This is a genomic window from Streptomyces sp. NPDC059398 (genome assembly GCF_042751845.1).
GTDB lineage: Bacteria > Actinomycetota > Actinomycetes > Streptomycetales > Streptomycetaceae > Streptomyces.
In genome coordinates this window covers 20,758-47,225 of the sequence record NZ_JBHYWP010000064.1, presented here as the reverse complement: position 1 = coordinate 47,225, position 26,468 = coordinate 20,758, and the positions used below count along the sequence as shown (strand labels likewise).

Here is a 26,468-nt window from a genome sequence, read left to right as displayed (position 1 = left end):
GCCGGGGGGGGGGGGGTGGTGGGGGTGTGGGGGCGTCGGGGGGTTTTTGTGTTGTGCGGGGGGGGGGGGGGTGGCCCTCCCCCCCCCCCCACCCCCCCCCGCGCACCCCGGACGGCCCGCGCACCCGCCGACGTCCCCGTCCCCCACGCCGGTTCAGCGCCCGTACGCCCGCAGAAAGACCCGCACCCCGACCGCCGTGATCCGGTCGGCCTCCCCCGGCGGCAGCGGGCTGATGCCCCAGTACGACCGGTGCACGATATCGGTCGACGTCAGGGCCATGAAGTGCGCGGCGGCCTGGGCCGGGTCACCGTGCGCATCGACCAGTCCCGCCGTGTCCAGCGCGGCCATCGCGACGGCGAACCGCCGCCCCACCGCGCGCGGCCCCGCCTCCTGCCAGTCGTCCAGGACCTCGGCGGGGACATGCCCGGCCTCGGCGTAGATGTGGCGCACCAGCGAGAAGTGGTCGCGGAACTCCGCCATCAGTCCGACCCAGGCTCGGGCGAGTGCGAGCAGATCCCGCTCCAGATCCGCCGGGCGCGGCAGCCGCCCCGGGTCCAGATACCTTGCCAGCAGGGCGAGTTGGGCATCCCGCATCTGGCCGGAACTCCACTGCACCACCGTACGGAAGAGTTCTTCCTTGCCGCCGGGGAAGTGGTTGTAGAGCGTGCGGGTGGAGGCCCCCGCCTCGGCCGCGATGGTGTCGATGCTCGCGCGGGTGTAGCCGTCGCGCCCGAACACCTCGCAGGCGGCGTGCGAGAGGGACGCGGCCTTGTCCGGCCTCCTGGCCCGGCGGGGCGCGGCCGGCACCTCTCCCCCTGCACCTGTGCTGGTCATCGCCGCTCCTTCGTCATGGGCCTCACCCTATCTACAACGTACGTTGTAGCCCAGAGAACCCCACCGCGCCCGCAGGCCGCCCCCCGGCTCAGGGGCCCTGCCCGAGCGCCGGCGGGCCTATGACCGACCATCGACCCGCCGACCCGCCGACCCGCCGACCCGCCCCGTAACGAGCCGGACAGCCCGAACGAACGGACCGTTACGCGTCCTTGAGCGGCTGCCGCTGCCGTCCGAGCCCTTCGATCTCCAGCTCCACGACATCCCCGGCCCGCAGATACGGCTTGGGTTCGGGCTGCCCCATCGCCACCCCGGCGGGTGTCCCGGTGTTGATCACGTCGCCCGGGTACAGCGTCATGAACTGGCTCAGATACCGCACCACCTCACCGACCGGGAAGATCTGGTCGGCGGTCGTGCCGTCCTGCTTCAGCTCACCGTTCACCCAGAGCCTCAGCGGGAGCGCCTGCGGATCGGCCACCTCGTCGGCGGTCACCAGCCAGGGGCCGAGCGGATTGAACGTCTCGCAGTTCTTCCCCTTGTCCCACTGGCCGCCGCGCTCGATCTGGAAGGCGCGCTCCGACACGTCGTGCGCGACCGCGTACCCGGCGACATGGCCGAGAGCCTCATCGGCCGACCCGAGGTAGCGGGCCGTACGCCCGATGACGACGGCCAGCTCGACCTCCCAGTCGGTCTTCTCGCTGCCCCGGGGTACGAGAACGGTGTCGTCGGGGCCGACGACCGTGTCCGGCGCCTTCATGAAGACGATCGGCTCGGCGGGGATGTCCGCGCCGGTCTCCGTGGCGTGGTCGTGGTAGTTCAGCCCGATACAGACGATCTTGCCGATCCGGCCGACCGGCGGCCCGGTGCGCGGCGTCTCGCCCTCGATGGCGGGCAGCACCCCGGCGCCCGCGGCGGCCCGTATCCGGTCGAGCGCCGCCGCGTCGGCGAGCAGCTCTCCGTCGATGTCCGTGACCAGCGCGGAGAGGTCACGGAGGGTTCCGTCTGCGTCGAGCAGTGCGGGGCGCTCGGCCCCGGCCGTTCCTACACGCAGCAGCTTCATGGTCAGTCTCCCAACGATTGGACCGGTCCGGCCGATGGGATGCGGCCATCGGGGGATTGGCTGATCCTCCAATTTCGATGTCCAGGCCGCAAGACCCCGTTCACAAGCTGGACCACCGCCCCTTCAGGGACCGGACGGCCCGCGCTCCCCGGACGAACCCCCTACATCGGGCTGGCGACGGCCGCGGCGGCGGGCGCCGTGTCCCGGTAGAGGAAGGCGCGCTCGACGGCGGTCCAGGTGGTGCTGGTGACGACGTACAGCGCGGCGGCGAGCGGCACATAGGCGACCGTGAGGAGCGTCGCGAACGACATCAGCGGCATCACCTTCGTCATCGCGCCCATCGCTCCGGCGCCGGGCCCCTCGACGGCGGGGGCCGGAGCGGCGGCCATCATCCGCTTGGTGCGGCCGTAGCTGAAGGTGGCGACGGCCGCGACGATCACGAAGAGCACCAGATAGACGACGCCTTGTTCACCGAGGAGTCCGCCGTGCCCGATGGCGTCCTTCAGCCGGCCACCGAGGGGGCTGCCCATGAGGGTGTGGCCGAGCAGGGAATTGTCCGAGCCGCCGATGTGCGCGCTGGAGAACAGGTGGTACGTGACGAAGAACGCGGGCATCTGCAGCAGGCTCGGCAGACAGCCGCCGAGCGGCGAGATCTGCTCCTCGGCGTGCAGCTCCATGATGGCCTTCTGCATCTTCTGCGGGTCCTTGGCGTGCTTCTTGCGCAGTTCGGCCACGCGCGGGGCGAGCTTGGTGCGGGCCTTCTGGCCACGGGCCGTGGCCCGCGACAGAGGGTGCACGGCGAGCCGTACGCAGGCGGTGAAGAGAATGATCGCGGCGGCGGTCGCCGAACCGTGGAAGAGCGGCTGGAGCAGGTCGGCGAAGTGCGTGACCAGGCTGGCGAACGCAGCGAAGAAGGAAGAGAACACGGGAAAACCCTCCGGGGGTCTCGTCGCGGGCCGGACAGGAAGACATGTCGGCGTGACGGACCGCGGCGGGAACCGGGGTGCAGCTGGGCGCAGCTGGGGTGCGGAGGGGGGTCCTACGCGGCCGTCGGGACGGGACGACCGGGCGCTCGGGGCCTTGGCCTGCCCGAGGCGTCGGGATCACGCTGCGGCAGGAAGGCCGTGCGCCGCTCCCGGTCGCGGATGGCCGTACGGATCCGGGTGCGCGCCACGGCGGGCGCGGTACGGGAGGTGAGCAGCGCACAGGCGGCGAGCGCGGACCCGACCGCGGCGGTGGCGGCGAGTGCGACGGCCGAGGAGAGCATGCCGCCCTCGACGAGCAGCGCCTGGGCGAGCAGGAGCACGAGCAGTGCCAGGGCGGGACGGGACAGCCGCATGAGGCGTGTGGCCATGGTTCCCGTCCTCTCCGGTGTTCGCTTCCGGTACTTCCGGTGCTTTGGTGTCTGCTTCCGGTGTCTGCTTCCGGCGCCTCTGTCGCACGGGCACCGCGTACGCACTGTCGAAAAACGTATCTCCAGCCGTTATACACGACCGGACCAGGACGACCGGATTCGCTGGGCTCCCGCAGGTTCCCATCAGCCGGGATGCGTCCCGCCCCCGGCGTCAGCCGGGGACCCCGGCCCCCTCGGCCCCGCCGTCGACCGCCCCCGCGCCCTCCCCGATCGGATCGCGCGCGAGGAGTTCCCCGTCCGACCGTGGGTCGCGGTCGCGCGGCCCGGCGTACGTCACGGCCAGTGCGACCAGCAGATTGGCGCCGAGCGCCACGATCCCCGCGTTCACACCCCACACCGGATCGTGCTCGCTGAACACGAAGGCGCACACCACCCCCACCCCGACGACCAGACCGCTCCCCGCGCCGAGCAGCGTCAGCCTGCGCCACACGAGACCGAGCAGCAGCATCGGCAGCAGCTGCGCCATCCCCTCGTACGAGATGAGCGACAGCCGTACCAGCGTGTTCGGCGCGGTGTACGTCAGAAGCAGCGCCAGCGTGCCGGCGACGACGACCACCCCCTGCGACGCGCCCTTCTGCCGCTCGCGCAGGCGCGGGACGAGCGAGAGCACGCTGCGCCCCCACATCGTGCCGATGACCAGCATGAAGATGGCCATGGGCACGATCGAGGAGAGCGCGGCGGCGACCCCGATGACGCCGACCACCCAGGCCGGCAGCGAGTCCACCACCAGTTTGAAGAGCGCCAGATTGGACTCGGCGCCGGTCAGGTGTCCCACCACGAACAGGGCGGCGAGCCCCAGGAACATCGGGACGAAGAGCAGGATGTTGTACGCGGGCAGCCAGACCGCGTTCTTGCGCAGCACATCGGCGCTGCGCGCTCCGAGGTATCCGGCGACGGTGGTCGGGAAGATCACCACGGTCAGCGCGTTGAGCAGCGAGGTCGTCACGTACCAGGACTGCCCGAGTCCGCTGCCGCCCGGCCCGCCGCCCCCGTGGCCGGGGAAGGTCAGCCAGTCGCCCTTCTCGGTGACGACCCGGTGCAGGAAGTCCCCGTACCCGTCGAAGTAGTGCAGCGGCACATAGAGGGCGAGGAAGGCGAGCGTGCCGATGACGAGCGCGTCCTTGAGCACGGAGACCCAGGCGCTCCCCCGGAGTCCGCTGATCACGACGAAGCCCGTGGTGACGGCGAAGGCCACGAAATAGGCCCAGTTGAGACTGATCGCCCCGTACGAGATGGTCGAGACGACGACGCCCATGCCGGTGATCTGGAGCTGGATGTACGGGAGCAGGAAGACGGTCGCGAGGACGGCGACGGCCGCACCGAGCCAGGGCCTGCCGTACCGGTGGGCGATCATGTCCGTGACCGAGACGAGGTCGTGCCGGCGGGCATACGCCCAGAGCGTCGGCCCGGCCAGATAGCCGATGGCGTATCCGCAGGACATGTACGCGACCACATACAGCACCGGGGCGCCGTAGTTGTAGCCCCAGCCGGCCGCGCCGAGGTAGCTGAAGCTGGTGTAGCCCTCGCCGGCCATCAGCACCCAGATGAAGACCGGGCCGAGGCTGCGCCCGCCCACGGACCACTCGGCGAGCCCGCCGGTCCGGCCGCCGCGCACGGCGACCAGGCCGAGGACGACGGTGGCGACCATGAAGACCGCGAAGATCGAAGTGGCGACAGCGGCATTCACGGGCGCTCACCCCGCCGGTCCGCGCCCTGGGCCGCGCTCCCGTACGCACGCCGGTCCGCCCGGTGGGTGAGCCAGACGGCGAGCGGCGTGAGGAGCGTGGCCGCGATCATCCAGAGGAAGAGGAAGGGCAGCCCGAGCAGCACGGGCCGCACCCGATTGACGAACGGCACCGCCCCCAGGAACAGCACAAAGGGCACAAGCAGCCACAACAACTGAGGACGACGTCTCAACACGTAGCGACCTTAGGCGGTTTACGGCCCCCGGGGCAGATCACGGTCCCGGGAGCGGACGGCGCGGGTTCCCCGTCCCCGCTCAACGGGGCCGCATGGACCGCAGAGTGGCCCAGACGGCGAGCCGGTAGCGCGATGTGTACTCGGGGGTGCAGGTCGTCAGCGTCAGGTAGTAGCCCGGGGTGCGGTAGCCGTACTGCGGCTTGACGGTGCTGCGCGGCACCGGCGCGATCACCCCGCTGTCGCGCGCCGAGGTCTGCGGGAGCCCCTTGTCGACAACGTACGTGTACACCGCGCTGCCGGTCTCGACGGTGACAATGTCGCCGTGGCGCAGCCGGTTGATGTAACGGAACGGTTCACCATGGGTGTTGCGGTGCCCGGCGAGCGCGAAGTTCCCCGCTTGGCCGGGCCCGGCTGTCTGTACGTAATGCCCCACATACCCCTTGTTGAGCACATTCTGCTTGCTCACCCCCTGGGCGATCGGCGCGGTGATCCCGATGCGCGGGATACGGATCACCGCGTACGCCTTGTCCCAGACGGGGCCGCGCGCGGACTGCCGGCCGGCCGTACCGCTCCCTGCCGCCGCCCGCGACCGGCCGCCCGCAGCGCCGCCTGGTCCGGAGCCGCTTCCCGGTCCGGGCGACGGAGTGGCAGGAGTCACATCCGTACCGTCCGCACCACCACCGTGCGCCGCCCCGGCGTCCCACTGCCGCTCCAGCGCCCGCACTTGGTGCGCGGCGCCCTGCCGGGCCTCGCGGTTGGTCCACCACAGCTGCTGCACGACGAAGAGCAGCACGATCAGGCCCAGCGTCACGGTCACCTCGGCGCCGGTCCACAGCCCGCGCGCGAGGACCGTACGGCGCCGGGATGCCGCCCGCTGCACCACTCCCGGAATCGCGTCCCGCGTCGGCTGCTGCACGGGCCGCACGATAAGCGCTGGATCCCGAAGTCTCCATAGGCCCGTACGGCAGTACGGTGTGGAGCATGCGCCCCGACACTCCCGCTGATCACCACGCCGAAGCCGAGCGCCTGCTGCGCACCGCCGAGCAGTACCCGGAGGACCAGGAGCCGCTGCTGCTCCAGGCCGCGGCCCACCTGGAACTGGCCGGCGACCGCGCCCGCGCCACGACGCTCTACGACCGGCTGCTTTCGGGCCCGGCCGAGAACCTGGCCCTGATCAAGGCCCTGCAGGCCGCCAACCTGTGGGAGTACGGCCACGAGGCGGAGGCCCGCGCCATGATCGACGGCATCCGGGCCTCGACCCCGCAGGACCCGGCCCCCTGGGCGATCGTCGCGGAGACCCTGGAGGCCCACGACGAACCGGACGCCGCCCACGCCACGTTCACCAGGGCCCTGACCCTGCTGGTCGACCCGGCGGACGAGGTCCCGTACGCGGCCCAGGCCCTCCTCACCGGCCGCCACCGCGTCAGCAGGGCCCTGGGCCACGAGCACGACGCCTGGGACGCCCTGGCGGACTCCCTGCACACGGGCGACATCAGCCTGGACGAACTCCACGACCCGAACCGGCTGTGGGCCCTCGGCTCGAACGACCCGGCCGTACTGCGCGCGGAAATCGCCCGCCTCCAGTCGGAGTTGGGAACCTACCGGGCAGCCCTGTCCCGCCCGTTCCCGGTGGCCGTCCTGCACTGGGAGGCCGCGGAACTCACCGAACTCCTGGCGGCGTACCCGCCCCTGGAGTCGGAGTACCCCTCACACGCGACCCACCTGATCGAGATCGAATCGGCCCTGCGGGAACTGTCGGCCACCGGCACGAAGAACCTGGGCATCGTGACCGGCAGCATCCCGTCGTACGAAGCCTTCGCGGCCTCCGAGTCGGCGTCCCCGGCGGAAACATCCCTGCTCCCCCAGTACGCCACCACCCTGGCAGCCCGCGGCCGCGCCGTCCCGTGGCCCCCGGCCCGGAACGCGGGGTGCTGGTGCGGGGCGGGGACGGCCTACCGGGAGTGCCACGGGGCGTAGCGGCGCCGCCGGGTATTTCCCGAGGCGGTTGTCCCGAGGCGGTGAGCGGCACCCGGACGCAGGCGCCGCTCACCACCATCAGGAGGGGCACCCGGTTACTCAGCCAGCCCCAGCTGCTCTTCCTCGACCCGGGCCTCGGCGCGGGCCTCCTCGATATGGCGCTCCACCCGCTCCACAGGAAGCCTGGACCTCAGCGCCAGCAGATAGACGATCGCGGCGAGGACCAGGTTGACCAGGAAGCCCCAGCCGAGCCCGATGTAGCCCAGGCCGCCGTCGTAATCGCCCACCCAGCTGATGAGCGCCAGGCCCACCAACCACGGTGCCACCCAAGGCAACCCCGCCCGCCAGTCCAGCTTCGGGGCCCGGCCCTTGTCGGTGAGCTCGAAGACGGCCAGCAGAACGAAGCCGATGCCGATGGTCGCGAACAGCTTCCAGTTGGTGTTCCAGCCGGCCCAGTAGACGATCAGGTTCGCCGAGTACAGCCCGAGGAACGGAATCACATCGCCGCCAGGCACCCGGAACGGCCGGTTCCAGTCCGGAATCTGGCGCCGCATCGCAGCCAGCACGACCGGGCCTGAGCCGAAGGACAGCACCGTCGCCGAGGTGATGAACCCGACCAACTGCTGCCAGCTCGGGAAGGGCAGGAAGACGATCAGCCCCAGCACGAACGTGACGACCAGACTGATCATCGGCGCGCCCCGCGAGGTCGTCTTCGTCAGCGCCTTCGGCGCGTTCCCGTTCTGCCCCATGGCGTACGAGATACGGGCCGTGACCGTCGTGTAGACCAGTCCGGTGTCCGCAGGGGAGATCACCGCGTCGACATAGAGGATGTACGCCAGCCAGCCGAGCCCGATAGCACTGGAAATGGCCGCCAGCGGGCCGAAGTCGTTGGCGAACGTCAGGCTCAGCCAGCCGCCGGAGGACTTCAGATCGTGCCCCGGGACCGAGGCGATGAAGGCGATCTCAAGCAGGATGTAGATCACCCCGGTGACCAGCACCGAACCGATGACCGCGAACGGGACATTGCGCTTGGGGTTGTCCGTCTCACCCGCCAGCTCGACGCCCTGCCGGAAGCCGAGGAAGGAGAAGGTGATTCCAGCGGTCGAGATGGCCGTGAAAATACCCTTCATCCCACCCGGTGCGAACCCGCCGTACTCCGAGGCGGTGAAGTTCCGGCCGTGGAACGCCGTGACGGCGAAGGCGACGACCACCAGGATGATGACCGCCAGCTTCCACCACACCAGCGCATTGTTGACCCGGGCGAACCAGCGGATGCCGAAGTAGTTCAACGCCACGAAGAACGCCATCGCGATGACCGCGATCACATAGCCGAGCGTCGTCAGGGTGTGCGCCCCGCTTTTCGGATGGAACTCAGTGAAATCTGCCCATTTAGTGGCGTATTGAAGGGCACCTTCCACCTCGATGGGGGCCACGGTCGCCGCAGCGATCCAGTTGATCCACCCCATGGTGTAACTGGCGAACGACCCGAAGGAGATATGCGGAAAACGCACCACTCCACCGGATACCGGGAACATGGTCCCCAACTCGGCGAAACACAGCCCGATGAGCAGAATCATCACGGCGGCGATCGCCCAGGAGAAGATCGAAGCCGGCCCGGCCAGCTTGGCCGCATTGAGTGCACCGAAGAGCCAGCCGGATCCGATGATCGATCCCACACCGGCGAACAGCAGACTGATCCGGCCCATGTCTCGCCGCAGTCTTGGTTTCTCCGAGGCTTCGCTCGGGGAGTTGGATATATCAGCCATACGGCATCCCTTTGTCCCTGCGCCCCGGCCTGGCCGAGCCATCGGGTCCACGACTTCTCCCGCACAGCTACTCGATCGGGTCGGGACTGCCCTCCGGGGGCAACGCGACGGGAGACCATACATCAGCTCCGCACGCCGCTCACCGAGAGAGATCGGCATTCCTGTACGGCGCACGTACCCAGAAACCGGCGTGCAAGTCCGGTCAATTCCGAGCGTGTTCGATCGAGCTGTGACCTGTGGCCATCGCTTCCCGGTCAGCCGACACCACTCACGGTGATCTGGGCCTCGGGCCGGCGGAGCCGGCGCGCTGAGGCGATCATCACGGGGACCCTGAAGGCCCACGACGAACCGGACGCCGCCCATGCGGCCCTCACCAAGGGCGACGCTCGCACCCTGACTCACCCCGTCCTCCACTCCCTGCTTGCACGGAATGGGGCGAGCCAGCGCGAGCCGCGCTCAGCTACAGATCAGCGAACAATCCGGAGGGCTCAACTAGGCCCCAAGAGACAGCCATCGGCGAGCCCGCCCAGCCGTCTTCCGTCTGCCAGAGGGAAGCAATGCCCTCCGCCTCAAGGTACGTGGCATACGCCCCGATATCTTCCGTGAAGAGCCCCAACAGATGCGGTCGAGGCAGCTTGCTCTCTCCGTAGAGGAAGTAGCTGTACTCCTTGAGCTGGCCCACCGCCTCCCGGACCGCCTGAGTGACATTGCCCTTCCGCACCACCTTGGCCTCCACCAGCCACTCCTCCTGCGGCCCTTTCGGCTCACCGGCCAACTGCAACGTGACGTCCTTGGGATGAACACCCTGGTTCTTCGGGGCGAACCCGCGTGCTGCGACATAGGGCCCGAACTCGGCGATCAGGCGCTCATGGTCCTTGGATCTCATCGCTTCTCTAGCGGGGATCTTCACCTTGTACTCGCTGCTGTCTTTCGGCACGAAGCCGCCCAGCCCCCCGCTCTTGCTGTGACTGTCCCCTTTGAAGTTCAGGACGAGCCCATGGTCCGACCAGTCGATCTCCATGGCGCGTCCACTCGCCGAGACCCGCTGGAGGAGATTGGCGACGTGCTTGAGGTCCGCATGGAGAGCAGCGTCTGACGGCATTGCGCCGATCTCGTACCGACGTGCAGCAACGCTGGCGGCTTCGTAGGCCAACGGCCGGTCATTCGTCGAGCCGAAGAGCGGCCGGGCCTGCCAGCCATCCAGCAGGATGTCGGGGAGCGTGCTACGGAGCTCGACGGCTTTGCCCTCGAGGTAGGAGTAGAAGTCTCGCCTCTTCGAGAACTTGGGTTCCAACTCTGTGACGCCCTGCTGGAGCGTGAGCGTCACGGCTGACAGGTCCGCGCTGAAGATGAAGGCGACGTAGAGACCGGTCTTGGGGTCGTCGTTGATCACCGGGTCGAATACGCCGATCCAAGGGCAGGTACTGGCCGAGCCCTGCCCGCCGTACCCGCGGATGACGAACCCTTCCGGACACGACAGATCGGTCCGCTGGGCTACACCGCGCAAGACCAACTGGCCAGCTACGTCGGCGCCCGTGCCGGCCCCCTGGTCGTAGGTTCCAGCTACCTCGATGAGCAGTTCGCGCATAGTCACGATCGAAAGATATTCGAACATGTCTGTTTTTGCTAAAAGATTAGATCGCTCTCGACGCATCCAACGGTCTGAACTGATCGCCTTCCATCCGAGCCCGGTCGGTTGTCGGTGGCGCTTGGTAAAACGGACACAGTGATCGTCTGGCGAGAGGTGCCGCTATGCCCCATGAGTTCACCGATGCAGCACCGGCAGTTGGTCTGTACGAGACGCTGATCACACATCGGCTCCGGAAGCGGATCGTGGAGCTTGAGGCTGAGGGCTGGAGAGCCATCGACAGCCTGGTGGGCGAGGAGTCCTCACCACACGTCCTGTCGCGCCACATCGCCGAGATCGTGCGTCGAGTACTCCAGGGCCTCGCCTTTGAAGAGCAAGTCCTCGCGGTCAACCAGATTTTGAACTCCCTCAACACCATCGAAGGAGCTCGCGAGTGGATAGATCTCGTCGCCGAGGGGCCACGCCAACTCCTCGCGGTTGCCGAGCAAGAGACATCAGGCGTCTATGCGATCCGGCCGGCGACACCCCTGTCCGAGAGTGCGTTGATCACCAACTCCCCAGAGGACCCAAGTCTGGGATTCGAGCTACGTGCCGAGCTCGCTACAGCAGACCGTGTTGATCTGCTCTGCGCCTTCGTACGCTGGACCGGGCTCCGGGTGCTAGAGCAGGCGATGCAGACCGCGCACCACCGCGGGGTTCCTCTCCGTGTGATCACGACCACCTACATCGGCGCCACAGAGCGCAAGGCCCTCGACCGCTTGGTGCAGCGGTACCACGCACAGGTGAAGATCAGCTACGAACTGCGTTCAACACGCCTCCACGCCAAAGCCTGGCTCTTCCGCCGCAACAGCGGATACGACACTGCGTACGTTGGAAGCTCGAACCTCTCCAAGGCCGCTCTGCTCGACGGCCTGGAATGGAACGTACGGCTGTCCTCCGTCTCCACGCCGGACGTGCTAAGGAAATTTGAAGCGACCTTCGACTCCTACTGGAGCGACCCAAGTTTCGAGTCATACGATCCCGAACGAGACGCGCAGCGTCTTGACGAGGCTCTTGGTCTGGCAAGTAAGGGGACGCCGAGGTCAGGCGGCTCTGAGATCACGCTGTCCACGCGCGAAGTGACCGCGTACCCACATCAACGGGACATGCTGGAACGCCTACAGGTGGAACGAGACATTCACGGCCGCAAGCACAATCTCCTGGTAGCAGCCACCGGTACGGGAAAGACCGTTATGGCGGCTCTCGACTACAAGGCGCTACGTACTGAAGCAGGAAAAGATCTTCGTCTTCTTTTCGTGGCTCATCGCAAAGAGATTCTTCAACAGTCATTGCGGACGTACCAGAACGTTCTTGTTGATGCCAACTTCGGAGAGGAGCTACATGGTGGAGAAATCCCCGAGCGCTGGTCTCATGTCTTCGCCAGCGTACAGTCACTTAATACGCGAATGCTCGATCAACTCAACCCGAACCACTTCGATGTGATCGTGATCGATGAGTTCCACCATGGAACTTCACCGACGTATCGGAAAATCCTTGACCACTTCATCCCGAAGCAACTGCTAGGACTGACGGCAACGCCGGAGCGGATGGACGGAAAGAACATTCAGGATGAGTTTTTCGACGGTCGGATCGCCGCCGAGATGCGCCTCTGGGAGGCCCTTGAGAACGGCCTGCTCTGCCCCTTCCATTACTTCGGCATCAGCGACAACACCGACCTAAGTGCCATCGAATGGAAGCGTGGAGCCTACGACTCCGCGGCCTTGAGTAATGTCCTCACCGGCAATGACGCACGAGCCCGCCTGGTAGTGCAGGCCGTGGAGGAGAAGATCACAAGCCTGGCCACCATGCGAGCACTTGGATTCTGTGTCTCAGTGGCCCACGCGCACTTCATGGCCGAGTACTTCCGCACTGCTGGGCTCAACGCCGTGGCCATCTCCGGAGAAACCCCATCCGAGCAACGTAGACAGGCCCTCGCCGAGCTCAGTGCTGGAAAGCTTCAGGTGATCTTCTCGGTCGATCTCTTCAATGAAGGGCTCGACATACCCAGCGTGGATACACTTCTCCTCCTCAGGCCGACCTCCAGTGCGACCGTCTTCCTCCAACAGCTGGGCCGGGGGCTCCGCCACTACGAGAACAAGTCCGTGCTGACCGTGCTGGACTTCATTGGTCAGCATCGCAAGGAATTTCGCTTTGAGAATCAGTTTCGTGCACTTACGAATCTGAGTCGCAAACGCCTCCTGGATAACATCGCAGACGACTTCCCTCAGCTCCCTTCTGGCTGCCAGATCATGCTTGAAGAGAAGGCTAAGGCGACGATCATCTCCAACATCAAGGATCAGATCGGCGTCAACGTCACCACGCTTGCGCGCGAGGTATCCGCCTACGCTGAACCGCTCATCGCTCGCTATCTGGAAGAGAGCGGGCGAGAAATTAAGGAGCTCTACAAAGGGAACGGAAACTCTTGGACAGGAATTTTGCGCCGCGCAGGTCTCATGACGAGGGAGGGAGTAGAAGGAGAGTCAGCCCTCCTCAAGCGCGTGCCCGCCTTTCTGCACGTAGATGACCAACTGCGGGTCGCGGAGTACAAGCGCCTCCTCCAGGATGATGCTCCGCGATACGACGAACTCAGTGAACAGGGCCAGGCGTACGCTCGCATGCTCTTCTTCCAGCTCTGGCCGCTGGGAGGCACCACACGCAAAGGGTTCACAAGCTACGACGAAGGCTTCGACACCCTTCGCAGTCAGTCCGCATTTCGCAGCGAGGTACGGCAAGTGCTGGACTACAACCTGGACCACACCGAACACATCCCCGTTCCGCTCCTGGGCGACCACGCCGGCCTACCACTCGCCGTCCACGCCTCGTACAGCCGCGAGGAGATCTTGCCAGCGCTCGGCCAATCATTCGTCGGTGGCTTCATGCCGGGAGACTTCCGAGAGGGGGTGAAGTGGTGCGAGTCCACCCAGACCGATGCTCTCCTCATCACCATCGATAAGGATGAGAAGGACTTCTCGCCGCAGACTCGTTACCGCGATTACGCATTGAGTGAGACCCGTTTTCACTGGGAATCGCAGAACCAGACCTCTGACACATCTCCGACGGGGGTCCGTTATCAGAATCACGTGGCGAACGGCAGCCACGTACTGCTCTTCGCCCGCCGCTACAAGAGCACCGACATCGGCGGAGCCCAACCGTGGATGCTGCTCGGTCCAGCCACCTATGTGGAACATAGGGGAAGCCGTCCAATGGCGATCACCTGGGACCTCAAACACACGATTCCGGCCGACGTCTGGTCGTACTCGATGATCGCCGCTGGGTAGTTAGATAGCGACGCACGCGAGTACACCCGAGCGTTCGACAGGCCGCGGGAGGGTGATAGGTGGCCCGGTGCGGGAAGGTGTAGGCCCCGAGGACCTACAGCGATGGGCTCCTCGGTCCGTACGTATGTGAGATGAAGGAGACGATCCAGTTGCCCTTCGCCCAGGAGAATCCAGAAGACCAGGCGTTTCTTGAGAGGGCCATCGCTCTCTCGCGGCTTTCGCTGGACGACGAGGGGAAAGGCCCCTTCGGGGCCGTCGTGGTCGTGGGCGGTGAGGTGGTGGGCGAAGGGGCCAACTCCATCGTGGAGTGCAATGACCCGACCGCGCACGCCGAAGTCATGGCGCTGCGCTCTGCGGGCAGGGCGCTCGGCCGCCATCTCATGGAGGATGCCGTCCTCTATGCGAGCAGTGAGCCCTGTCCGATGTGTCTGGTCGCCTGCTACTGGGCCCGGATCCCGCGTCTGGTGTACGGGGCCAACAGTCGCGATGCCGCAGTCAATGGGTTCGAGGACCTGCGGTACTACCGTGAGTTGACACTGCCGAACGAGGACCGGGCCCTCTTGGACGAGGTTCCGGTCGGCGGAGATCTGCACGCGAACGCGGCCGTGACCCTCGCCCAGTGGGCAGCTCAGTCGCCGGATGAGGTCGTGCCCAAGTTCTGACCTTGCCTGTTCCGGCCTTGCCTGTTCCGACCTATGCCTGTTCTGACCTGTGCCTGGTTTCCGGGCCGCGTGCAGGTTCTAGTCCGGCAGCCCGGCAGCCCGCTCTTCGCTACGGCAGTCCGGGCCCGCCCGTCGGGGCTGCTTCAGCCGCCGGATGGTCCGGCCAGTTGACGGCGTACGTCTGGTCCCGTCCGGTGCTGATCCGGGCGTAGCGAAGCAGTTCGCGGACGATGCCGGCGTTGCCCATGGCCCAGCCCGGTCGTGGTGCGAGCGTGCTCGGGGTCGCCCGGTGTTCGGTGTTCGACCAGTGCGCCCCGTGCGCGTCCTCGGTCGCCCTCGAAGCCAGGTCTGCGACGAGGACATGCGCGAAGTCCAGTCCGTCGCCGTGTTCGACGTGCCGGTCGCACGCCAGCGCCAGTACCCCTGCCGTACCGCAGCAGCAGCCGTTGTTGTCCCAGAAGCCGGGGCGCAGCCGCTGCGGGATCCCCGAGTGGGTGACCGTGTGCCAGCACTGGGTCGCGAGTCCCGACCAGGCCGGGTCCTGGAGAGCGGCCCCCAGGAGTCTGAAGGTCCGGGCGTCGCCGGTCGGGCCGTGGCACCAGCCGTAGCTGAAGCGCTCGGTGCGGTCCGGGACGTGCTGCGGGTCGGAGTGCGGGGCCAGGAATCCGGTGGGGCCGGCCTCGTTGCGGGCCGCCACGTCCGATGCGCCGGCCACGGCCAGCTCGGTCAGGTCGGGGCGGGCGGCGGCTCGTCCCACGGCGGCCAGTGCGTACGCGATGCCCAGCGTGCCGTGCGAGAGGTGGTGGAATCTGGCCGGTGCGCCGGTCTTCGACTCCCACTGCACGCCGTTCGGGGTCCGTTCCGCGGTACGGAGGTAGGGCTCCACCGCGCGTACGGCCAGCTCGGTGTCGCCGGTGGCGAGTGCGCCCAGGGCGATGCCGGCGTTGCCGATGAGCAGGTCGAACCAGGTGTCGTGCCAGCGCGTCCCGTCGAACCGGTCGCGTACGCGTTCCATCGCGCCGTCCGCTGCGGCGCCCGCAGCCGTGTCGCCCAGCAGCTCGTGGACCGCGCGCAGGGCGACGGCCATGCCCGTCAGACCGATGTACAGGGAGCTGGCGTCCCACTCCTGGACGGTTTCCGCGAGCGTACGGGCGGCCCGCACGGCGGCATCCCCGTACCGGTCGTCCCCGAAGTGGGCCCGGCCTTCGAGCAGGGCCGGGATGATCCCCGCGGTACCGCTGTAGAGGGTGGGGTCCAGCTCCTCGTCCGTCGCGGTATCCGCCCACGCCAGGCCGGTTCCGGTGTCGCGGGCTGTGGCGAGGAGCCAGTCCAGACCCTTCTTGGCCAGGGGCTCGACGTCCGTGAGTTGTGCTGTCTCTGTCGTCACCGGGTCAGCGTCGCACGGTGCGTCCCTGCCGCCAAGGTTCCTTCGGGCGACGGCTATTCGGTACGGAGTGGGCCCCGGTGCCGGGTTCGCGCCGCCATGCGGCCCGTGCGGTGCCGGTTCAGCGGCGCGCTTGCCGCCGTGGCACCATCGGCTGCATGCAGTACCGGTATGCGACCGAGGCCGATGTACCCTCCATGGCCGCGCTCTTCGCGGCCAACCATCGAGACGCTCTCAGCGAGCGCCAACGCTCCGAGCAGGGCTTTGTGCAGGGCAGCTTCGGCGCTGACGCCCTGCTCGCGATGGTCCGGAGCGGGAGCCTCTTCGTGGCGGACCCGGCGGCCACCGCTGGTGCGGCGGACTCGTCGAGTGGGGAGAGCGAAAGCCGGAGCAGTGCCCCGGGGCGAGTGGCCGGTCTGCTCGCGCTGTCCGCTCCCGAGAGCGTGTCCGCGCCGCCGCCCCCGGTCCGTGCGTTGCTCGACGCCCAGGACTCGCTGCGTTGGCAGGGGCAGCCCTTGAGCGAGTCACGGTGGCTGCTGTACGGGCCGGTCGTGGTCGACACCGCTTTCCGGGGGCAGGGCGTCGCCAAGGGGCTGTTCACCATGGCGGTCGAGTCGGCGTGGGGACGGGCGGATGCCGTGGTGGCCTTCATCGAGGCCGACAACCGGCCGTCGTGGCGAGTACATGTCGACGGGTTCGGTATGCGTCCGCTCGGTGAGTACGTCGCGGGCGGGCGTACGTACCACGCGATCGCCGCACCGGCGCGGGAAGCGGCCCGGTAGGTCAGCCGACGCCTCCGAGCTGTCGTACGCGTGCCGTGCACCGTCGCCTGACCGGGGACGGAGAGACAACCGTGGACAGCGAACCTGCCCTGGACGGTTGGCCCGTGAAGCGCGATACGGAGGCACGATATGGCGGTGAACCAGGTGAACATCAGTGACCAGGACCGCCGGCTCCTCGGAGTCTGGGCCGCCGACTGCGCGGAGCGGGTGCTCCGGTTGTTCGAGGCGGAGGCTCCTCACGACATCCGCCCCCGCGAGGCGATCGAGGGCATACGGGCCTTCGCGCGCGGGGAGCAGAGGAAAGGGCAACTACGTCCTCTCGCCTATGCGGCGCTCGCAGCCGCACGCGAGGTCCGCGCTCCAGCAGCCACAGCTGCCGCGCGCGCCGCGGGTTATGCGGCGGCGGCCCCCTACATCCACCCGTTGGCAACCCCTCACCAGGCGAAACACGCCCTCGCGCCTGCCATGTATGTGGCGCTCGCCCGTGAACTCGCGGTCGACCACGACATCGGCACGGGCATCAACCCCGGTGACGAGGAGGCTCGTTGGGCGATCGGGCACGCCCCGGAGGCCATTCGCGGGCTCCTACGGCAGATGCCGGCCTTCCCCCCTGGCCGCAGCAGGCTGGACGCGCTCCGCCACCAACTCGACTCGGCCCTGCGCCTCTGATGGAACAGGCCTTCCTGCCCTGAGCCGCTTGTGGTGCTCCACCGCATCCGGTTGCGCTCTCTCAGTGCGCGCTCCCGCGCCACCGGGCGGGGGATCGACTTCCCGATCCTTCGGACCGGCACCGTGCGGGACGGCCGTATCAGAGCGAGGTCCGGCCGTTCTACTGGGATAAGGCGGCCGTTGCGGAGGCGTGTGCATAGCTCTGCGACGCCACCCCGCCACCGCCCTCCCGATGCGCGCGGTTAGCCTCGTTCTCATGGCAAAGATTCCCGCAGCAGCCGTAGCAGCCTCCGGTCTCGTCGGCGGTTTCGCCGTGGCCCGCTGGACCAGGAAGCGTCCCCTGGGCGGTGTCGCGCTCGCCGCCGCCGGGGCGGTCGCCGCCCGGCAGTGGCAGCAGGAGGCCGGTACGGGCAGGGCCGCCGCGCTCACCGGTGTCTACCTTGCCGCGTTCGGCGGGTCCCATCCGCTCGCGAAGAAGATCGGTGCCTGGCCGGCCGTGTTCTCCGTGGCGGGGGCAGTCGCCGTGGCCTCGACCGCGGTCGCACGCCGGGCGTAGACCGGCGCAGGCCCGGCACAGGCGTAGCCGGAGGCACGGGCACAGGCGTAGCCACAGGCACAGGCCGGGCGTGGGGAGACTCGGCGCCCCGCGTGGCGACCCGGCCCCGGGCGGTCGGCCCCAGCCGCCCCCTCGGCATCCCGCACCCGGCATCCGGCATTTGGCATCCGGCATCCGCCCCGGTCGTCCGGCATCCAGCACCCGGCACCCACCCCGGTCGTCCGGCATCCGGAGTCCACCCAAGTCATCCGGTATCTGGTATCCGGTATCCGCTAACCCCCCAGCGCGTGCGACACCGTATAGATCGCCAGGCCCGCGAGCGCGCCGACCACTGTGCCGTTGATTCTGATGAACTGCAGGTCACGGCCGATGTGCGCCTCGATCTTGCGGGAGGTCTGTTCGCCGTCCCAGCCGGCGACCGTGTCCGAGATCAGCGAGGTGATCTCGCTGCGGTACGTCGTCACCACGTACACCGCCGCGTCCTCCAGCCACCCGTCCAGCTTCCGCTGCAGGCGGGAGTCGGTCGCCAGGCGGGCGCCCAGGGACAGCAGGGAGGCGCGGGCGCGTAGGCGCAGTTCGCTCTGTTCGTCCTCCGCGGCCGAGATGACCATGGTGCGGACCGAGGACCAGGCCGACGCGATGACGTCCTGCACCTCGGCGCGGCCCACCAGGTCCGATTTGAGGCGCTCCACCCGGGCCCGGGTGTCGGTGTCCGACTGGAGGTCGGACGCGAAGTCCACCAGGAAGCGGTCGAGGGCGCCGCGTGCCGGGTGCTCGGGCATGTCGCGCATCTCCGTGACGAAGCGCAGCAGCTCCTTGTAGACGCGGTCGCCGATCCGCTTGTCCACGAACCGCGGCGTCCACCCCGGCGCCCCGCCCTGTACGGCGTCCATCACCGAGTCGGAGTGCACGGTCAGCCAGTCGTGGGCCCGGACGCAGACCAGGTCGACGACCCGCCGGTGCCCGCCGTCCGCGACGACCTTCTCCAGCATCTTCCCTATGCCGGGCGCGACCTCGGCGGCCTCCGCCCGGCGCGTGATCGCCTCACCGACCACCGCCTGGACGTCCGAGTCGCGCAGCACGGTCAGCGCACCGCGCAGCGCGGTCGACAGCTCCGCCGTCACCCGGTCGGCGTGTTCCGGTTCCGCGAGCCAGTTTCCGAGCCGCCCGCCGATGCCCACGGCCCGCAGTCTGGCCCGTACGACAGATTCCGACAGAAAATTTTCGCCAACAAAGGAACCAAGTGACTCACCCAGCTGGTCTTTCTTGTTGGGGATGATCGCGGTATGAGGGATGGGGAGGCCAAGTGGTCGGCGGAACAGTGCCGTCACGGCGAACCAGTCGGCCAGCGCGCCCACCATGCCCGCCTCGGCGGCCGCCGCGACGTACCCGGCCCACGACCCGCCCCCGGTGTGCGAGGCCCAAGTGGCGAGTACGAAAATGAGAGCGACCAGAAGGAGAAGTCCGGTGGCCGTCGTCTTCATCCGGCGGACCCCGCGCCGTTTCTCCTCGTCGGCCGCGCTGTAGGCAACGGAGCCCAGCGGCGCGGTGCCCGTGACGTCCTCCGTCCCAGGTCCGGCCCCGGATCCTGTCTCCCTGCCTGTACGTTCCATCAGCTCCGCCTGCTCCGCCCGTTCCTGCACTTGTACCGCCCCCGTACGTATTGTCCCTGCCTGAGCTACTCCTGGGACGCGCGTCGAGTTCCCGAGGAGAAAGACCGCCCATGACCAGGCGCCGTGGTTACGCCCTGCTCGCCACGCTTGCGGCAGTGGTGACGCTCGTTTCCGTTGGCATCTTCGCCATGGTGAGAACCCCGGCCACGACGGTCTCCGCCGGGACCCCGTCGCGGGTCTCGTCGGGCGTTCCCGCCTCCGGCAACTGGACGGGTACGTGGTCGGCGGCGCCCGTCGGGCCCGAGCCGGGTACGCCGCACGGTCTCCCCGGGAGCACCATCCGTAACGTCGTGCACACCAGCATCGGCGGATCGCTGACCCGGATCACCCTCTCCAACCTCTTCGGCACCCAGCCGCTGAAGGTCACAGAGGCGTCCGTGTCGGCCGACGGCTCCGTCCAGGCCGTGACGTTCGACGGGCGCCACTACGTCACGATCCCGGCCGGTGGACAGACCATCAGCGACGCGGCCCGGATCCGGATCCCCAGCAACGGCAATGTGACGGTCTCCTTCACCACCCCGTCGCCGAGCGGCCCAGTCACGTACCACCCGCACGCCCGGCAGGTCTCGTACGCCAGCTTCGGCAGCCACACCGTCGAGACGCCCTACTGGCGCTATCTGACCGCCGTGGACGTCCTCACCCATGAGGCCCGCGGCTCGGTCGTGGTCTTCGGCGACTCCATCACCGACGGCATCACCTCCACCGCGGACACCAACCAGCGGTGGACGGATGTGCTCGCCGCCCGGCTCGAAGGCCACTACGGGGTACTGAACGAGGGCATCAGCGGCAACCGCGTACTGCTCCCCGGCAAGGGGCAGAGCGGGCTCGACCGATTCGACCGCGATGTGCTCGGGCGCTCCGGTGTGAAGTCGGTCGTCATCGAACTCGGCATCAACGACATCCTGCGGCTGCCGCACAACGTGAGCGCGCGGCAGATCACGGACGGCCTGCGCAAGCTGGCCCAGGAGGCACGGGCCCGCGGGCTGCACGTGGTCGGCTCGACGCTGATGCCGTTCGGCGGTCACCTCGGCGTGACCCCGCAGCTGGAGGCCGTACGCCAGCAGGTCAACGCGACCATCAGGGCGGGCGGCGTCTACGACTCGGTGGTCGACTTCGACAAGGCGCTGCGCGACCCGTACGCCCCGGGCAGGCTCCGGCCCCAGTACGACTCGGGCGACCATCTGCACCCGAGCGACGCCGGTTACCGCGTGATGGCGATGGCCCTGGACCTGGACTCCCTGGCCAAGTCCGCCCCGGCCCGCGCCTGACCGGGGCTGTTGCGGCCCGGTGTGAGCCTGACCAGGCCGACCCGGGGTGCGTCGCCGCGGCGCCTGCCGGAGGGGCCCCGCACCGCACCGCACCGCCCTCAGCGGGTCTACCGGAAGTCGCGGTCCGCGTACATCTTCGCGATGACGGCCTCGATGTCGGGTTCCCGTACCGCGAGGTCGACCAGTGGGTACGCGGCGGCGAGGTCCGCGACGAGCGGGGCCGCCGAGGCCGACGCCGGAAAGGCGAGCCACTGCCTCGGGCCCTCCACCCGGACGTTGCGCGCCGCCGGGATGTCGATCGGCGGCATTTCCCGCGCCAGGTCCACCACCAGGGTCCGCTCGCTCTCGCCCACCTCGTGCAGCCCCGCCAGCGCGCCGTCGTACATCAGCCGGCCGTGGTCGATGACCATCACCCGCTTGCAGAGCTGCTCGATGTCGGTCAGGTCGTGCGTGGTGAGCAGGACCGTGGTGCCGCGCTCGGCGTTCAGGTCCCGCAGGAAGCCGCGGACCTTGGCCTTGGAGACGACGTCGAGGCCGATCGTCGGCTCGTCCAGATAGAGGACCTCCGGGTCGTGCAGCAGGGCCGCCGCGATGTCGCCGCGCATCCGCTGGCCGAGCGAGAGCTGACGTACGGGGACGTCCAGCAGCTCCGCGAGGTCGAGCAGTTCCACACAGCGGTCCAGGTTCTCGCGGAACCGGGCGTCGGGGATGCGGTACATCCGGTGGGCCAGCCGGTACGAGTCACGCAGCGGCAGGTCCCACCAGAGCGTGGTGCGCTGGCCGAAGACCACCCCGATGCGCTGCGCGAGCTTCGTCCGCTCGCGGGAGGGGTCGAGGCCGGCGACCCGGATGTGCCCGGCGCTGGGGGTGAGGATGCCCGTGAGCATCTTGATGGTGGTGGACTTGCCCGCGCCGTTCGGCCCGATGTATCCGACCATCTCGCCCCGGGCGACCCGGAAGCTGATGCCGTCGACGGCGCGGACCTGGTGCTTCTCCCGGCGGAGCAGCCCGGACTTGCGGTGTACGTCGAAGACCTTCTCCAGGGCTTCGAGTTCGATGAAGCCGGCATCCGTGCTGGTCACTGCGGTTCAACTCCCGTCGTGCGCTCCCGTACCGGCTCCGCGTGGCGTGGAGGCGGAAGAGCCATCATGCCCGGGGACGCGGTCGCGGGCACGGGGCTTTTCGGCGGGATCGCACAGGTGACACGGCAGGCACCGCACGCCGTGCTCCTGCTGCCCCGCTGTACAGGGGAAGGGCCGGGGGAAGTCCGGGGGAAAGTCCAGGGACGTGCGACTCGCTTGAGCGTCGATCCTCCTGTCGCCTGATATGACATTTCCCCATCGGTGCGCTCCTGCTCCCGTAGCGGGCGCGGCGACCGGTGGACATTCCGCGCTCGGACCCCGCGCCGCGACGGCGCCTCACACGACAGTCGAGGGACACCATGGGCTGGACACTCACGCGCCGGGCGACCGCGTCAGCGGCTGTCGCCGGAGCGATCGCCATCGTCACGACGGTGCTGCCGCCGGCCCAGGCCGGCACCCCCGCCCCGCCCGCGCGGACCTCCGCGACCGTGGCGGCGGGACGGTCCGCTTCGCCTGCGCCCCGTCCCCCTCAGCTCCCCCGGGACTTCCGGGGGAAGGGCAAGTGGGTGGTCCGGGACCTGGGCATCACGGTCCCGTTCACCTGGGAGGGGCGGAACGGCGACAGCCAGATGGTCGCGGGCGGCCCGCAGTACCCGATCTGGTTCACCAACCTGATCCACCACGGCACGCTCTACACGCTGACCTACAAATGGCCCGGTCTGACCGACCACTCGTGCTCGCGGATCCCGGGCTTCGGCCTCGACCAGTTGAACCAGGCGTTCCGGGGCTCACGGTTCGTCGGGCGGGAGATTCTCCAGGGGAACCCGGACCGGCAGGTGAACCACTGGAGGGTCGGGGTCGTCCTGCCGAAGCGGCCGCCGGGGAAGTTCCTGCGCTTCCCCCTCGCACTGGGCGACATCTATGTCGACCAGAAGGACCGGAGTACGTTCTGGCAGGTGCTGCAGTTCGGCGTCCAGAACCTCTATGACCCGAAGCTGGACGAGTGGCTGGTGATGAAGACGTTCCAGCACAAGCCCGGTACGGTCACGCTCCCCCGGCGCTGCGCCCGCTGACCGCACCGGCGGCGTGGCATCCGCTCCGCTCGCGCCACACAAGTAGCCGCAGCGGGATGAGACTTCACGGTGGGCCGGGGGCCGTCGGTGCGCGTCAGAATTCCTGTTCGATCAGCATGTCTCTGGATAGGGTTGGCGGTTCCGGTGCACAAGGTGCACCCACCCCCAGCACGCCCACGGAGGCACATACACATGAGACCGAACCGCGCCGCGCTCCTCGTCGCCGCCACCGCCCTGACGCCCGCCCTCCTTCTCACCGCCCCGGCCTTCGCCGCCGCTCCGGCGGCACCGTCCGCAGCCACGTCGGCGGTCACGGCCGCCGGGTCCGGCACCCCGGTGGACGAGATGACGGAGGCCGAACTGCGCGCCGCGATAGGCGACATCCTGGCGGAGAACAGCGGCAGGGCGGTCGTCCGAGAAGCCAATGAGGCTCTCAACGGCACCGTGGCGGACATGCGCGCGTTCCTGGAAACCGGGTACCGGCAGGCGCAGTTCGAGGACGACCGGGTCGCCATCGTCCGTCTCCTCGACACGGCGACGAAGAACGGCGACAGGGCAGTCATCAAGGGCTGCAACACCGCACTCGACGCAGGCGACCCCGATGCGGCACGCGCCTTCCGGACGACCGGGTACCGGCTCGCCCAGGCCGAGGACGACGCCGTCTACATCTCCCGGATGCTCGCGGACCCGAACATCAGCGACTCGCTGCGCGCCGCCGCCAACAAGGCCCTCGACGACGGCTCCCCGGAGGCCCTGCGCCACTTCCGGCTGACCGGGCAGTACGAGGTGGCTGGCTAGCCGGAGCCTGTCGTCCGGATCGGGTCGGGTCGAGTCGGGTCGGGCTCGCGGGGTCCGGCCTGATCCGGCGGGGGGAATGGCGGGTATGCCCCGGACCAGCGGCAGCAGTGCCTGGCTGTCGTGGACGTTCGCGCCGGAGACACCGAGGGCCGGAGGCAGGCCCTGCGCGTCGGACAAAATGTGGAGCTTGCTGCCCTTCTTGCCCCTGCTGACGGGAAGCAAACGAAGACAGCAACGGCGCGACGGGCGACCAGAGTTCGTCAGGAACCAACCGCTGCGACAGACCAACACCCATGGCATGGCATCATGCCTGAGCCGAGGCACGGTAGTTGTCACCGGCAGCACGTGGTGACCTGCGTTCTTGGTCGGGTGAAGCACGGTGATTGTCACCAGATCGGCGCGCTGCCTGCCACCGGTGGCTGTGCAGGTCTCTACGGATGTCGTGCCGCGATGGAAGCGGGAGTCCACTACGCGCCGCGCCCAAGATCAATGTCACTGAAAGGGAGTCACTGCGATTGCAGCTCCGCCGGCGGCGCTGCCACTTGTGGTGACATCCGGTCTCGTCGCGGTTCGTGGTCAGAGCAACCAAGTGACATCCGTCGACGTGTCGAAACGACTCCCGCTGAGACCTCAATAGCCAAGCAGCAGCGTGCGAAGCGTGACGGTTGCCACCGGCTCCGACGCTCAGCCGTCTCGCAGTTCGCCGGGATGACGCACCAGTGCCGGATCTCCTGAACCGGTTGGAATGGCACCGACTGCTTACGCCAGGTTTCAGTTGTCTCTGGCGGAGCAGCGGGGTCGGCCGCCAAGGCCGGCGGGGGACGCGGTGCCCGAGAGGTACCGGTCGAGCATCTCACGGCGCTGAGCGATCTGCTGCTCTTGGCGGGCGAGTTCGTCGCGGACCTGCCGGACGCGGGCCAGGAGTTGCGTGCACTCGCCTGCGGACGGTGTCGTTCCGGTGCAGGGGAGGATGCCCCGGATGATCTGAGAGGGCAGTCCCGCGCGGTAAAGGTCCTGGATGAAGGCGACCTGGCGTACGGCTTCCTCACCGTACTCCCGGTACCCGTTGGGGCGGCGGTCACTGGAGAGCAGCCCTTGGTCCTCGTAGTACCGGAGTGAACGGGCGCTGGCCCCGGTGGCCCTGCTGAGTTCTCCGATGCGCACTCCGTCTCCTCCACCGATCCAAGCTTGACATTCACGTTAATGTCAGAGTTTACCGTTCTGCGCATGAAGAGAAAAGAAGAGACGCGGCGGCGAACTGCGGTCGTGACCGGCGCCGCGACAGGCATCGGGGCCGCGATCACCGAGCGGCTGGCCGGGCAGGGCATGCACTTGGTCCTGGTCGCACGGGACGGCGCACGCCTGGAGGCAGCAGCCGAGCGGCTGCGCGCCGAGCACGGGAGCCAGGTGTCGACGCTCGTGCTGGACCTGTCACGCCAGGGCGCTCCTTCCCGGCTGGCCGAGTGGCTGGCGGGCTCGGGAACCGAGGTCGACGTACTGGTCAACAATGCCGGCGTCAGCCTGATGGGGCCGGTCGCCGACATCGATCCCGCGCGCGTGCGGGGCCTGGTCGACCTCAATGCCGGAGCGGTGGCGGAGCTGACGGCGCTCCTGCTTCCCGCCATGGTCGCGCGGGGGTCGGGGGCGATCGTCAACATCGCGAGCACCGGTGCGTACGTGCCCGCTCCGTATGTGGCCGCCTACGCGGCCTCGAAGGCGTTCGTGCTGTCCTTCACCCAGGCGGTGTGGGCCGAGACGAGGGCGACGGGGGTACGGGTGGTGGCGGTCAGCCCCGGTCCGACCGACACTGCGATGAACACACGGCGCATGCCGGGCAAGCGCGGGCCCGGTTCCGTCGCGGACACCGTCATGTCCGCCTTGCGCGGCCGGGGCCCGACAGTCATCGACGGCCGTCTCAACACTTTCCAGACCTTCGTCTTCGGGCGCCTGCTGCCCGCGTCAGCGGCTGCCCGGATCGCGGAGCGATCCCTGCGCAAGGCGGCGCTCGGCAACTGAAGCCCCGCGCCCGCCCCGAATCCATGGCGCCCCATCAGGAAGCGCACGGTGGCAGACACCCCGGCCAACAGCACTCCGAGCCAAGCTCTGACGCGAAGTGACAACAAGCCTGCCTTGGTGACACCTATCGCGCCTCGGCTCAATGCCGCATCAACCTCACACCACGTGAGACAAGCTCTAAGTCACGGGCACTCATCATGGACGCGATAAAGGAAATGGAATAAGACCATGACGTCGTAAATCGAGTCAGCTTCCGCAACGAGACTGGACGGGGTCAAGTCCTCGAACGGTAGACACCATCCTCGGCCAGGGCCCCCAGGATCGGTTTGCCGTACAGCAGACGGTCCGGGTGGAAGTTGAGGGTCACCCGCAGCGTCGGGTCCACAGGAGGACCGGACGCCAGTTCCGCGGCACGCCGAAGGGCCCGCTCCTGTGCTGTACAAGAGGCTGCGAAGCTCATCCGCACAGTGTTTCCCAGCTCGATCCACGAGGGCATGTGATTTGTCCACCGGCAGCTTGTCCCGGCGTCACGAGACGTCGACCACCCATTAAGTCGACCACCCATTGAGTCGGGGGGGCGGGGGCCCGTGGCGCGGGACCGGCGCCCGCCCGCGCCGCGCGGCCCAACAAAA

At 68.4% G+C, this 26,468-nt stretch carries 23 protein-coding genes and 2 pseudogenes; 10 read left to right on the top strand and 15 right to left on the bottom strand.

The features are described from left to right. Nucleotides 1-153: 153 nt before the first annotated feature. The 7 genes from ACFXBC_RS22120 to ACFXBC_RS22090 form a co-directional block, all read right to left on the bottom strand. Nucleotides 154-834, bottom strand: a complete 681-nt coding sequence (locus ACFXBC_RS22120) for a TetR/AcrR family transcriptional regulator (protein WP_385026945.1) — start codon at nucleotides 832-834, stop codon at nucleotides 154-156. A 199-nt stretch (nucleotides 835-1,033) separates the two neighbouring features. Further along, entirely contained in the window at nucleotides 1,034-1,891 is an 858-nt protein-coding gene (locus ACFXBC_RS22115) for a fumarylacetoacetate hydrolase family protein (RefSeq protein WP_385026942.1), read from the bottom strand. 161 nt (nucleotides 1,892-2,052) lie between these two features. Beyond that, the gene (locus tag ACFXBC_RS22110; protein ID WP_385026939.1) at nucleotides 2,053-2,817 is read right to left on the bottom strand and encodes a YidC/Oxa1 family membrane protein insertase; all 765 of its coding nucleotides are present in this window, start codon (nucleotides 2,815-2,817) and stop codon (nucleotides 2,053-2,055) included. Nucleotides 2,818-2,930: 113 nt separating this feature from the next. Continuing rightward, nucleotides 2,931-3,245, bottom strand: coding sequence for a DUF6412 domain-containing protein (locus ACFXBC_RS22105; RefSeq protein WP_385026936.1), 315 nt, complete (start codon nucleotides 3,243-3,245; stop codon nucleotides 2,931-2,933). Between the two features lie 211 nt (nucleotides 3,246-3,456). Further along, entirely contained in the window at nucleotides 3,457-4,992 is a 1,536-nt protein-coding gene (locus ACFXBC_RS22100) for a sodium:solute symporter (protein WP_385026933.1), read from the bottom strand. Further along, on the bottom strand, nucleotides 4,989-5,225 hold the full coding sequence (locus ACFXBC_RS22095) for a DUF3311 domain-containing protein (RefSeq protein WP_385026930.1): 237 nt from the start codon (nucleotides 5,223-5,225) through the stop codon (nucleotides 4,989-4,991). The genes ACFXBC_RS22100 and ACFXBC_RS22095 overlap by 4 nt, the downstream gene beginning before the upstream one ends. A gap of 79 nt (nucleotides 5,226-5,304) precedes the next feature. Next, complete coding sequence (locus ACFXBC_RS22090) at nucleotides 5,305-6,141, bottom strand: class E sortase (protein WP_385026927.1); 837 nt, start codon at nucleotides 6,139-6,141, stop codon at nucleotides 5,305-5,307. A 65-nt stretch (nucleotides 6,142-6,206) separates the two neighbouring features. Between ACFXBC_RS22090 and ACFXBC_RS22085 the strand changes: the two genes are divergently transcribed. After that, the gene (locus ACFXBC_RS22085; RefSeq protein ID WP_385026924.1) at nucleotides 6,207-7,202 is read left to right on the top strand and encodes an SEC-C metal-binding domain-containing protein; all 996 of its coding nucleotides are present in this window, start codon (nucleotides 6,207-6,209) and stop codon (nucleotides 7,200-7,202) included. 95 nt (nucleotides 7,203-7,297) lie between these two features. On the opposite strand, the gene ACFXBC_RS22080 is transcribed toward ACFXBC_RS22085, so the two are convergent. Then, nucleotides 7,298-8,908 carry an APC family permease gene (locus ACFXBC_RS22080; protein WP_385026921.1) on the bottom strand — a complete coding sequence of 537 codons (1,611 nt, stop codon included), beginning with the start codon at nucleotides 8,906-8,908 and terminating at the stop codon, nucleotides 7,298-7,300. Nucleotides 8,909-9,428: 520 nt separating this feature from the next. Continuing rightward, nucleotides 9,429-10,583, bottom strand: coding sequence for an MrcB family domain-containing protein (locus ACFXBC_RS22075; RefSeq protein ID WP_385026919.1), 1,155 nt, complete (start codon nucleotides 10,581-10,583; stop codon nucleotides 9,429-9,431). Between the two features lie 137 nt (nucleotides 10,584-10,720). Here ACFXBC_RS22075 and ACFXBC_RS22070 point away from each other — a divergent pair, with 137 nt between their 5' ends. Continuing rightward, nucleotides 10,721-13,873 carry a DUF3427 domain-containing protein gene (locus ACFXBC_RS22070; RefSeq protein ID WP_385026916.1) on the top strand — a complete coding sequence of 1,051 codons (3,153 nt, stop codon included), beginning with the start codon at nucleotides 10,721-10,723 and terminating at the stop codon, nucleotides 13,871-13,873. Between the two features lie 131 nt (nucleotides 13,874-14,004). Continuing rightward, nucleotides 14,005-14,535 carry a nucleoside deaminase gene (locus tag ACFXBC_RS22065; RefSeq protein WP_385026913.1) on the top strand — a complete coding sequence of 177 codons (531 nt, stop codon included), beginning with the start codon at nucleotides 14,005-14,007 and terminating at the stop codon, nucleotides 14,533-14,535. A gap of 109 nt (nucleotides 14,536-14,644) precedes the next feature. Here the strand turns inward: ACFXBC_RS22065 and ACFXBC_RS22060 are convergent, their stop codons facing one another. Beyond that, complete coding sequence (locus ACFXBC_RS22060) at nucleotides 14,645-15,922, bottom strand: lanthionine synthetase LanC family protein (RefSeq protein WP_385026910.1); 1,278 nt, start codon at nucleotides 15,920-15,922, stop codon at nucleotides 14,645-14,647. Between the two features lie 155 nt (nucleotides 15,923-16,077). On the opposite strand from ACFXBC_RS22060, the gene ACFXBC_RS22055 reads away from it, so the two are divergent. The 3 genes from ACFXBC_RS22055 to ACFXBC_RS22045 all read left to right on the top strand — a co-directional run bounded on the left by ACFXBC_RS22055 (nucleotide 16,078) and on the right by ACFXBC_RS22045 (nucleotide 17,926). Beyond that, on the top strand, nucleotides 16,078-16,701 hold the full coding sequence (locus ACFXBC_RS22055) for a GNAT family N-acetyltransferase (RefSeq protein WP_385026907.1): 624 nt from the start codon (nucleotides 16,078-16,080) through the stop codon (nucleotides 16,699-16,701). Nucleotides 16,702-16,830: 129 nt separating this feature from the next. Next, nucleotides 16,831-17,370: a putative immunity protein gene (locus ACFXBC_RS22050; RefSeq protein ID WP_385026904.1), complete on the top strand. Its 540-nt coding sequence runs from the start codon at nucleotides 16,831-16,833 to the stop codon at nucleotides 17,368-17,370. Nucleotides 17,371-17,626: 256 nt separating this feature from the next. Beyond that, nucleotides 17,627-17,926, top strand: a complete 300-nt coding sequence (locus tag ACFXBC_RS22045; RefSeq protein WP_385026901.1) for a hypothetical protein — start codon at nucleotides 17,627-17,629, stop codon at nucleotides 17,924-17,926. Nucleotides 17,927-18,198: 272 nt separating this feature from the next. On the opposite strand, the gene ACFXBC_RS22040 is transcribed toward ACFXBC_RS22045, so the two are convergent. Beyond that, complete coding sequence (locus ACFXBC_RS22040; protein ID WP_385026898.1) at nucleotides 18,199-19,539, bottom strand: DUF445 domain-containing protein; 1,341 nt, start codon at nucleotides 19,537-19,539, stop codon at nucleotides 18,199-18,201. Between the two features lie 110 nt (nucleotides 19,540-19,649). Between ACFXBC_RS22040 and ACFXBC_RS22035 the strand changes: the two genes are divergently transcribed. Beyond that, a complete protein-coding gene (locus ACFXBC_RS22035; protein WP_385026895.1) occupies nucleotides 19,650-20,867 on the top strand; it encodes an SGNH/GDSL hydrolase family protein in 1,218 nt (405 codons plus the stop codon). A 107-nt stretch (nucleotides 20,868-20,974) separates the two neighbouring features. Here the strand turns inward: ACFXBC_RS22035 and ACFXBC_RS22030 are convergent, their stop codons facing one another. Further along, a complete protein-coding gene (locus tag ACFXBC_RS22030) occupies nucleotides 20,975-21,949 on the bottom strand; it encodes an ATP-binding cassette domain-containing protein (protein ID WP_385026892.1) in 975 nt (324 codons plus the stop codon). A gap of 359 nt (nucleotides 21,950-22,308) precedes the next feature. Between ACFXBC_RS22030 and ACFXBC_RS22025 the strand changes: the two genes are divergently transcribed. Both ACFXBC_RS22025 and ACFXBC_RS22020 read left to right on the top strand, forming a co-directional pair. Further along, nucleotides 22,309-23,022 carry a hypothetical protein gene (locus ACFXBC_RS22025; RefSeq protein ID WP_385026889.1) on the top strand — a complete coding sequence of 238 codons (714 nt, stop codon included), beginning with the start codon at nucleotides 22,309-22,311 and terminating at the stop codon, nucleotides 23,020-23,022. A 192-nt stretch (nucleotides 23,023-23,214) separates the two neighbouring features. After that, nucleotides 23,215-23,820, top strand: a complete 606-nt coding sequence (locus ACFXBC_RS22020) for a hypothetical protein (protein ID WP_385026885.1) — start codon at nucleotides 23,215-23,217, stop codon at nucleotides 23,818-23,820. 39 nt (nucleotides 23,821-23,859) lie between these two features. Here ACFXBC_RS22020 and ACFXBC_RS22015 read toward each other — a convergent pair. Beyond that, a pseudogene (locus ACFXBC_RS22015) lies at nucleotides 23,860-24,036 on the bottom strand (transposase); the annotation flags it as partial. Nucleotides 24,037-24,591: 555 nt separating this feature from the next. Then, the gene (locus ACFXBC_RS22010) at nucleotides 24,592-24,984 is read right to left on the bottom strand and encodes a MerR family transcriptional regulator (RefSeq protein WP_385026882.1); all 393 of its coding nucleotides are present in this window, start codon (nucleotides 24,982-24,984) and stop codon (nucleotides 24,592-24,594) included. Nucleotides 24,985-25,047: 63 nt separating this feature from the next. On the opposite strand from ACFXBC_RS22010, the gene ACFXBC_RS22005 reads away from it, so the two are divergent. Then, nucleotides 25,048-25,836: an SDR family NAD(P)-dependent oxidoreductase gene (locus ACFXBC_RS22005; protein ID WP_385026879.1), complete on the top strand. Its 789-nt coding sequence runs from the start codon at nucleotides 25,048-25,050 to the stop codon at nucleotides 25,834-25,836. A 280-nt stretch (nucleotides 25,837-26,116) separates the two neighbouring features. Here the strand turns inward: ACFXBC_RS22005 and ACFXBC_RS22000 are convergent. Continuing rightward, nucleotides 26,117-26,296, bottom strand: a pseudogene (locus tag ACFXBC_RS22000) (DUF3626 domain-containing protein); the annotation flags it as partial. Between the last annotated feature and the right edge of the window lie 172 nt (nucleotides 26,297-26,468).

Excerpts from the sequence above, each read along its gene's own strand:
- ACFXBC_RS22050 (WP_385026904.1), top strand. The coding sequence starts at position 16,831 with ATGGCGGTGAACCAGGTGAACATCAGTGACCAGGACCGCCGGCTCCTC.
- ACFXBC_RS22025 (WP_385026889.1), top strand. The coding sequence starts at position 22,309 with ATGGGCTGGACACTCACGCGCCGGGCGACCGCGTCAGCGGCTGTCGCC.
- ACFXBC_RS22070 (WP_385026916.1), top strand. The coding sequence starts at position 10,721 with ATGCCCCATGAGTTCACCGATGCAGCACCGGCAGTTGGTCTGTACGAG.
- ACFXBC_RS22040 (WP_385026898.1), bottom strand. The coding sequence starts at position 19,539 with ATGGAACGTACAGGCAGGGAGACAGGATCCGGGGCCGGACCTGGGACG.
- ACFXBC_RS22005 (WP_385026879.1), top strand. The coding sequence starts at position 25,048 with ATGAAGAGAAAAGAAGAGACGCGGCGGCGAACTGCGGTCGTGACCGGC.
- ACFXBC_RS22065 (WP_385026913.1), top strand. The coding sequence starts at position 14,005 with ATGAAGGAGACGATCCAGTTGCCCTTCGCCCAGGAGAATCCAGAAGAC.
- ACFXBC_RS22020 (WP_385026885.1), top strand. The coding sequence starts at position 23,215 with ATGAGACCGAACCGCGCCGCGCTCCTCGTCGCCGCCACCGCCCTGACG.
- ACFXBC_RS22055 (WP_385026907.1), top strand. The coding sequence starts at position 16,078 with ATGCAGTACCGGTATGCGACCGAGGCCGATGTACCCTCCATGGCCGCG.
- ACFXBC_RS22075 (WP_385026919.1), bottom strand. The coding sequence starts at position 10,583 with ATGTTCGAATATCTTTCGATCGTGACTATGCGCGAACTGCTCATCGAG.
- ACFXBC_RS22045 (WP_385026901.1), top strand. The coding sequence starts at position 17,627 with ATGGCAAAGATTCCCGCAGCAGCCGTAGCAGCCTCCGGTCTCGTCGGC.
- ACFXBC_RS22120 (WP_385026945.1), bottom strand. The coding sequence starts at position 834 with ATGACCAGCACAGGTGCAGGGGGAGAGGTGCCGGCCGCGCCCCGCCGG.
- ACFXBC_RS22115 (WP_385026942.1), bottom strand. The coding sequence starts at position 1,891 with ATGAAGCTGCTGCGTGTAGGAACGGCCGGGGCCGAGCGCCCCGCACTG.
- ACFXBC_RS22080 (WP_385026921.1), bottom strand. The coding sequence starts at position 8,908 with ATGGGCCGGATCAGTCTGCTGTTCGCCGGTGTGGGATCGATCATCGGA.
- ACFXBC_RS22085 (WP_385026924.1), top strand. The coding sequence starts at position 6,207 with ATGCGCCCCGACACTCCCGCTGATCACCACGCCGAAGCCGAGCGCCTG.
- ACFXBC_RS22035 (WP_385026895.1), top strand. The coding sequence starts at position 19,650 with ATGACCAGGCGCCGTGGTTACGCCCTGCTCGCCACGCTTGCGGCAGTG.
- ACFXBC_RS22105 (WP_385026936.1), bottom strand. The coding sequence starts at position 3,245 with ATGGCCACACGCCTCATGCGGCTGTCCCGTCCCGCCCTGGCACTGCTC.